We start from the raw sequence: 6,566 nt of genomic DNA on the forward strand, positions 1-6,566 counted from the left end.
ATTCATGCCACCTTATGCTGTCTTGAATGACTTTGATTTTCTTACTAGCCTCGACGATCGAGATTGGCGATCGGGCATTGCAGAAGCTGTGAAAGTAGCGCTGATTAAAGATGCAGATTTCTTCGATTTCATTATGACTAATGCCGATAAATTGACTAATCGAGACATGGACATAATGGAAAGGTTAATCTATCGTTGTTCTCAGTTGCATTTAGAGCATATTGCTGGTAGCGGCGATCCCTTTGAAATGGGTTCATCGCGTCCTTTAGACTTTGGACACTGGGCTGCTCACAAACTGGAGCATTTAACTAATTACAGCCTACGTCACGGTGAAGCTGTTGCGATCGGCATTGCTTTAGATACAACCTATTCATATTTAACAGGGCAACTGTTGCAATCAGAGTGGCAAAGGGTTCTAACTACACTTAAGAAATTAGGTTTTACCTTGTACGTATCAGCACTGACAGAGCAGTTAGATCAACTAGATCATCCGCATTGTATATTTAGGGGGCTTACCGAGTTCCGTGAACATTTGGGAGGAGAATTGACAATTACCCTTCTACAAGGAATCGGAGAGGGAATTGAAGCTAATCAGGCGGATTTCTCTTTGTATAGAGATGCTATTTTCATGCTGCAAGATTGGGAACTTTTGCATTGATTTATCCCTTGGGTGCAATCAGCAAAAGCGATTTCTTCTTCGTTGATAATGTGGTAAGTTTCTCAACTTTTATACTAAATTAAAGTTATTGTGAGTTAAAAAAAAGTTATGATGTCTTCGCTTCCCGTCAACGACGCTCAAAATAATTTGCAAGAGATCATCGACCAAGTAGCAGAGCAGGGTAAACCTGTGATCATTCGAGGCGATCGCGGTAATGCGATTCTGCTTGCAGAAAAAGATTGGTCTGCAATTCAAGAGACTCTTTACTTATTATCTCTCCCTGGAATGCGAGAATCTATAAAAGAAGGACTAGCAACCCCGATCCAAGAATGTGATGGGGAGTTGGATTGGTGAGTCAGCAAGCTTCTGAGGAGCCACTTGCAAATCCCGAAGGAACGAGTTGGAGGTTGATTTACACCAAACAAGCGCAAAAAGACGCGAAGAAATTAGCTTCTAGTAACTTAAAGGAAAAGGCCGAGGAATTACTGGCAGTCCTTAAAGAAAATCCTTTTCAAAATCCTCCACCTTATGAAAAGCTGGTTGGTGACTTATCCGGTGCTTATTCTCGTAGGATAAATATACAGCATCGGTTGGTATATGAGGTCATCGAATCCGAGCAAGTAGTCAAGATAATTCGTATGTGGACGCATTACGAGTAAGTTATCTCCTCAACCCCCCTTGGTGTTCGCAATGAAAACCTTGATGCTCCCAAGCTTGCATATCTACATCAGTAAGCTTTGTCACATTTGAGCATTGTGGTTGAATAATTTGACTTAAAATCGCCCAAAATAAGCTGCGCGTTACATCTAATCCAGTTTTAGTCCAAGATTCCCGATTACCAGGAATACCCAATTCTTGAACAATTTCTGGCTCTACCCAAATACCATGAGCGCCCAAAAGAACCTGTGCCATCCATTTAGCTCTGGGTAAATGACTGGCTGAGGTAATCAACATGACTTTATGCACTCCCCAACGGCGCAGAATTGGAATACCATAATAAAAATTTTCAAAGGTAGAATTCGCGCAGTTTTCTAACCAAACGTTTTGTAACTCTGCTAATTCCGCCTCAAAAATTAACCTTATACAGGGATCTGGGGAACCATGAGAAATTAAAATTGGGGTTTGTGGATATTGTTTTGCTAGTTGAGCAACATAAGTTTCTCGACGAATACTGCCACCTAACACAAAGAAAGCATCTATTGGCTGCGAAGAAGCAAAAAGTAAGGTTATAGTAGTGAAAATCAGCCAAACACCCAGGACAACATACAATCCACCACTAAGTTTTTGTAACAATTGCCACAGATTAACAGATTTTTTTTTAATAGAAATTAATGATTTGATGGTAAATTTGCGTTTCATGACTTAAGTAAGAAAAACTGATTTTATTACTGTCTAACAGTACTGCAATTCAGTGAGCAAAGTGCTATCTTATAAAAGTAATCTAGAATGCAAAGATGACGCTAATTAAAGTGTCATATGCTCAGTATAGCCTTCCGGAGAAGACTAACAAACTGAGAAATCATTGTTAATAACTAATGCGGCATTTTTGGCATCATTTAAGGATAAAAATGATGAAGGAAGATTGTTGATTCTGGGGTATAAAAACTTAAAATTTTCTGGAAAGCCTGATTGCTAAACTGTCAACAACACAATTATTCCAGCTAAGTATACATGAACCAATCTGCGAAAAGTTACTCACCGCTCCAAGTAGCCTTGATTGGTGGAGCGATCGCCACAACTGCTACCATGTCCGTGTTCGGCCCCGCTTGGACTCGTGGTGTCCGTGCTGCTCTAGCCCTACAAGACAGCCCAAAAGTGATAGTTGACCAAGTTTGGCAACTGGTAAATCATGAATATGTTGATGGTAAATTTAATCAACAAGATTGGCAAGCAACCAGGCAAAGCCTGTTGAGCAAAGACTACTCTTCTAAGGAAGAAGCATACACTGCCATCCGCGAAGCTTTACAAAAATTGGGAGATCCTTACACTCGGTTCATGGATCCCCAACAATTTGAAGCTCTGACTAGCCAAACATCTGGGGAAGTCTCTGGTATCGGCATTCGGATGGAAGTGAACGAAAAAACTCAGCGCCTCACCGTTGTCGAAGCCATAGAGAATTCTCCGGCACTGAGAGCTGGGATCAAAGCAGGCGATCAAATTTTGGCAATTGACGGCAAACCCACTCTCAAAATGAAAGTGGATGATGCTTCTAAGCTCATCCGTGGCAAAGCGGGTACTCCCATTAAGCTACGATTGGGACGTACAGGCCAAAATGCCTTTGATTTGAAGCTGACAAGGGCAAGTATTGAAGTCCCAACGGTACGCTATACTCTCAAGCAAGAAGGGAATCGCCGCGTTGGCTATATCCGTTTGCGAGAATTTAGCGCCCACGCCGCAGAACAAATGCAACGAGCCATCCGCGATTTGAACACTAAGAAAGTTGATTCTTATGTCTTGGATTTGCGGGGGAATCCTGGCGGTTTGTTGCAGGCGAGCATTGAAATTGCTCGGATGTGGTATAATGACGGCGGAATTGTCAAGACAGTAGACCGTGTGGGCAGCACTGAGGAAACTAAAGCTAATCGCACTGCTTTGACAAATCGTCCTTTGGCGGTCTTAGTAGATGGTAATTCAGCTAGTGCTAGCGAAATCCTCACAGGGGCACTCAAGGATAATAAGCGGGCAGTAGTCATAGGTGGTCAAACTTTTGGCAAAGCACTAGTGCAGTCAGTTCATGAACTCGCAGATGGTTCCGGCTTGGCTGTCACCATAGCCCATTACTACACCCCAGCGGGAACAGATATTAATCATAAAGGGATTGCCCCAGATATCAAGCTAGACTTGACAGAAGCACAAGAACGTCAATTGGCTTCTAATCCCAATCTAATCGGAACTAAGAGCGATCCCCAATATGCTCGGGCGATCGCAATTCTATCAAATAACAACTTTGCCCAGCCGCCAGCAAATCAACCGACTCGACCCATGAGCCGCGCTGGTGACTTGAAATTTTAAGTGAGTAATTTGTTACCAAGTATTCATATATTCCCAAATCCAGATTTTTGGAGTTATGGAAATTGCTTGATATTACCGTTCCAAGATTTTGATTTGGGAATACTAGCTAGTAATCCCATCTCCAAAATCTCAGATTTATGAATCATCAGCCAGTTGATGCAACCACCACCACCAGCTTTTTACCAATGGTGTCGGTGGTTGTTCCTATTTATAACGGTGAGACGGATTTACCAGAGTTAATCAATTGTCTGTTGTCTCAAACTTACCCAAAAGACCGGGTAGAATACTTGTTGGTGGACAACAACAGTAGCGATCGCACTCTCGCCATCCTGAAAACATCTGCCGAAAATTGCCCAATTATAATTCGTCCCTTGGGCGAGAACCAAATTCAAAGCTCTTACGCTGCTCGTAATACTGGGATTCGCGCCGCTACGGGTGAAATTATGGTTTTTACCGATGCAGATTGTCGCCCACAACCGCAATGGTTAGACACACTAATTCAGCCTTTTGTCAACCCAGAAGTAGTAATCGTTGCTGGTGAAATTTTGGCACTACGAGGCACAACTCTGCTAGAACAACACGCAGACCGTCAAGAAACTTTATCGCAAAAGCATACCCTGAACCATTCCTTTCGTCCCTATGGTCAAACGGCTAATTTGGCGATTCGGCACATTGCCTTTGAAAAAGTGGGTTTATTTCGCCCCTATCTTACCACTGGTGGCGATGCTGATATTTGTTGGCGAATTTTGGGGGAAAACATCGGGCGTTTGGAATTTGCCCCAAATGCGATCGTTCAGCACCGCCACCGCGCTACACTTCAAGAACTGCAAAGTCAATGGCGGCGTTATGGACGCTCAAATCGCTATCTGCATGAACTGCACGGTGTAGATTTAATGCGAGAGATGACACCCAAAGAATACGGTTATCGTTTGGCACGTTGGTTATTGAAAGAAGTACCAAGAGATATTAAAAAGGCGTTGGCGAAGCAAGCCACCCTTGTAGATTTATTAAGTACTCCCATTGGTTTGTTCACAGCTAGGGCGCGTACTGCTGGACAAAGAGATGCCAAGCTACCAGAGAATGCCAAGATAATTGCTCGACTGTAACGAAGAAAAAGGGCCTTGCTGATTAGATGTACAAATCTTGGTGTAGAGACGTTACATTGCAACGTCTCTACAAGGGTTTTGAAATCACGCAAAATCATTTTTATACCTGAATTCAGCAACGCCTATGATACAATATCAACTCTAAACTAACATTAAAAAATTCGCAATTTTACTCACCAATACTAAGAATTTTCTGCTGTTGATAACGCTGTTTAAACTGCTGTTGCTGTATTTTATGATCCACAATAGGGTCAGGATAGCCAACAGCATGACGTTCTAAAGGTGGAATTTTCCCAGTAACTAAATATTCTGTATCTACAGACCGCAATTCTGACACCCATTGCCGAATATATTCCCCTTCTGGATCGAATTTTTGTGTTTGACTGGCTGGGTTGAAAATCCGCACAGGTTTGGGATCCATGCCGCTAGAAGCACTCCATTGCCAACCGCCATTATTAGCAGACAAATCACCATCAATTAGGTGCTGCATAAAGTATTTTTCTCCCAATTGGGGATTAATTAGCAAGTCTTTAGTAAGGAAACTGGCAACAATCATTCGACAACGGTTGTGCATCCAGCCACTTTCATTCATCTGGCGCATTGCTGCATCCACAATGGGGTAGCCTGTTCTCCCCTCACACCAAGCTTGGAAATGTTCTTCGTTAGTTTCCCAAGGAAAGTTCTTAAAGGTGTCGCGGAAAGCACCATCAGCTAATTCCGGGAAGTTATACATTGCGTGTTGATAAAACTCCCGCCAAGCTAATTCCTGTTGCCATGTGCGGATATTAACTGCTGTTTCCTCACTGCGGCTGTTTTCCAGTGCTTCTACCGTGACTTGCCAAATGGTGCGAATGCCAATTACACCAAATTTTAAAGCTGCACTCAGTTGTGATGTACCGTCCACTGCGGGGAAATTTCGCTGTTCTTGATATTCAGTAATCGCTTTATTAGTAAATTCTTCTAATCGTTCTTGTGCCGCCGCTTCTCCTGGTGAAATAATTAATTGTTCATCCCAAATAAATCCTAAATCTTTTGCTGAAGGTAGTGCGATCGCTCCCGCGAGTTTGGCAATTTCCTGTTCGGCTTCGGTTAAACCCTCAACATTTTGCAATGTTTCTACTGGTTGAGCCTTCGGTTTGGCAATCCAATTTTTCCAGAAGGGTGTGTAAACCGTGTAAGGACTGTTACTACCCGTGCGTAACTCCTCTGGAGAGTTGAGGATTTGATCCCAGTTTTGGTTAAGAAACTCAATACCTTTTTCTTTGAGGGCATTTATAATAGTGCGATCGCGTTCTTGTGAATAAGGTTCTACATCCCAATTCCAAAAAACAGCTTTGGCATTTATTGCTTCGGCTAAAGCTGGTATCGCTTGTACAGGCTCGGCGTGGAGGATTAACAACTGGCTACCAACTTGAGCATATCGCTCTTGGAGTTTCTGCAAACAGCCAATCATATAAGTTATTTTCACAGGAGCAACATCATCCCGTTCCAGAAGATTCGGATCGAGGCAAAACACGCCCACTACCTTCGGACTTTGCCGTTTTGCCGCAGCCAGTCCCGTATTATCAGAAATGCGTAAATCGCGCCGATGCCAAAACAGAATTAAGTCAGACATTCCATGCTGGATATAGTTCACCCGTACTAGCTTAGATGCTAGTGGTACCAATAAGCATCATTCTGGCGATAAATTTATTCTTTTAATGGGCATTGGGCATTGGGCATTGGGCATTGGGCATTGGGCATTGGGCGAAACAGTTCCGAGTTCCGAGTAAATAAGTGAGATTCACAAC

Annotated in this window: 7 protein-coding genes; 5 read left to right on the top strand and 2 right to left on the bottom strand. The window is 42.9% G+C overall.

All coding sequences use genetic code 11. The annotated features are described in order from the left end of the window. From IQ229_RS07995 to IQ229_RS08005, 3 genes are all read left to right on the top strand, one after another. On the top strand, nt 1–658 hold a 658-nt coding region (locus tag IQ229_RS07995; RefSeq protein ID WP_457852499.1), incomplete at its 5' end, for a 3-dehydroquinate synthase family protein. 108 nt (nt 659–766) lie between these two features. After that, nucleotides 767–1,012, top strand: coding sequence for a type II toxin-antitoxin system Phd/YefM family antitoxin (locus tag IQ229_RS08000; RefSeq protein ID WP_228013289.1), 246 nt, complete (start codon nt 767–769; stop codon nt 1,010–1,012). Further along, nucleotides 1,009–1,317: a Txe/YoeB family addiction module toxin gene (locus IQ229_RS08005; protein WP_194042739.1), complete on the top strand. Its 309-nt coding sequence runs from the start codon at nt 1,009–1,011 to the stop codon at nt 1,315–1,317. The genes IQ229_RS08000 and IQ229_RS08005 overlap by 4 nt, the downstream gene beginning before the upstream one ends. Nucleotide 1,318: 1 nt before the next feature. On the opposite strand, the gene IQ229_RS08010 is transcribed toward IQ229_RS08005, so the two are convergent. After that, nucleotides 1,319–2,017 carry a YdcF family protein gene (locus tag IQ229_RS08010; protein WP_194042741.1) on the bottom strand — a complete coding sequence of 233 codons (699 nt, stop codon included), beginning with the start codon at nt 2,015–2,017 and terminating at the stop codon, nt 1,319–1,321. Between the two features lie 312 nt (nt 2,018–2,329). On the opposite strand from IQ229_RS08010, the gene ctpB reads away from it, so the two are divergent. Together ctpB and IQ229_RS08020 are read left to right on the top strand one after the other, a co-directional pair. Then, nucleotides 2,330–3,670: a carboxyl-terminal processing protease CtpB gene (ctpB, locus tag IQ229_RS08015; protein WP_194042743.1), complete on the top strand. Its 1,341-nt coding sequence runs from the start codon at nt 2,330–2,332 to the stop codon at nt 3,668–3,670. A 137-nt stretch (nt 3,671–3,807) separates the two neighbouring features. Beyond that, nucleotides 3,808–4,776: a glycosyltransferase family 2 protein gene (locus tag IQ229_RS08020; protein WP_194042745.1), complete on the top strand. Its 969-nt coding sequence runs from the start codon at nt 3,808–3,810 to the stop codon at nt 4,774–4,776. A 169-nt stretch (nt 4,777–4,945) separates the two neighbouring features. Here IQ229_RS08020 and IQ229_RS08025 read toward each other — a convergent pair whose 3' ends face one another. Beyond that, nucleotides 4,946–6,391, bottom strand: coding sequence for a deoxyribodipyrimidine photo-lyase, 8-HDF type (locus tag IQ229_RS08025; protein WP_194042747.1), 1,446 nt, complete (start codon nt 6,389–6,391; stop codon nt 4,946–4,948). Nucleotides 6,392–6,566 lie beyond the last annotated feature (175 nt).

Source organism: Nostoc cf. edaphicum LEGE 07299 (assembly GCF_015207245.1).
GTDB classification, from domain to species: domain Bacteria; phylum Cyanobacteriota; class Cyanobacteriia; order Cyanobacteriales; family Nostocaceae; genus Nostoc; species Nostoc edaphicum_B.

Coding starts and splice junctions, on each gene's coding strand:
- IQ229_RS08020 (WP_194042745.1), top strand. CDS start 3,808: ATGAATCATCAGCCAGTTGATGCAACCACCACCACCAGCTTTTTACCA.
- IQ229_RS08010 (WP_194042741.1), bottom strand. CDS start 2,017: ATGAAACGCAAATTTACCATCAAATCATTAATTTCTATTAAAAAAAAA.
- ctpB (WP_194042743.1), top strand. CDS start 2,330: ATGAACCAATCTGCGAAAAGTTACTCACCGCTCCAAGTAGCCTTGATT.
- IQ229_RS08025 (WP_194042747.1), bottom strand. CDS start 6,391: ATGTCTGACTTAATTCTGTTTTGGCATCGGCGCGATTTACGCATTTCT.
- IQ229_RS08000 (WP_228013289.1), top strand. CDS start 767: ATGATGTCTTCGCTTCCCGTCAACGACGCTCAAAATAATTTGCAAGAG.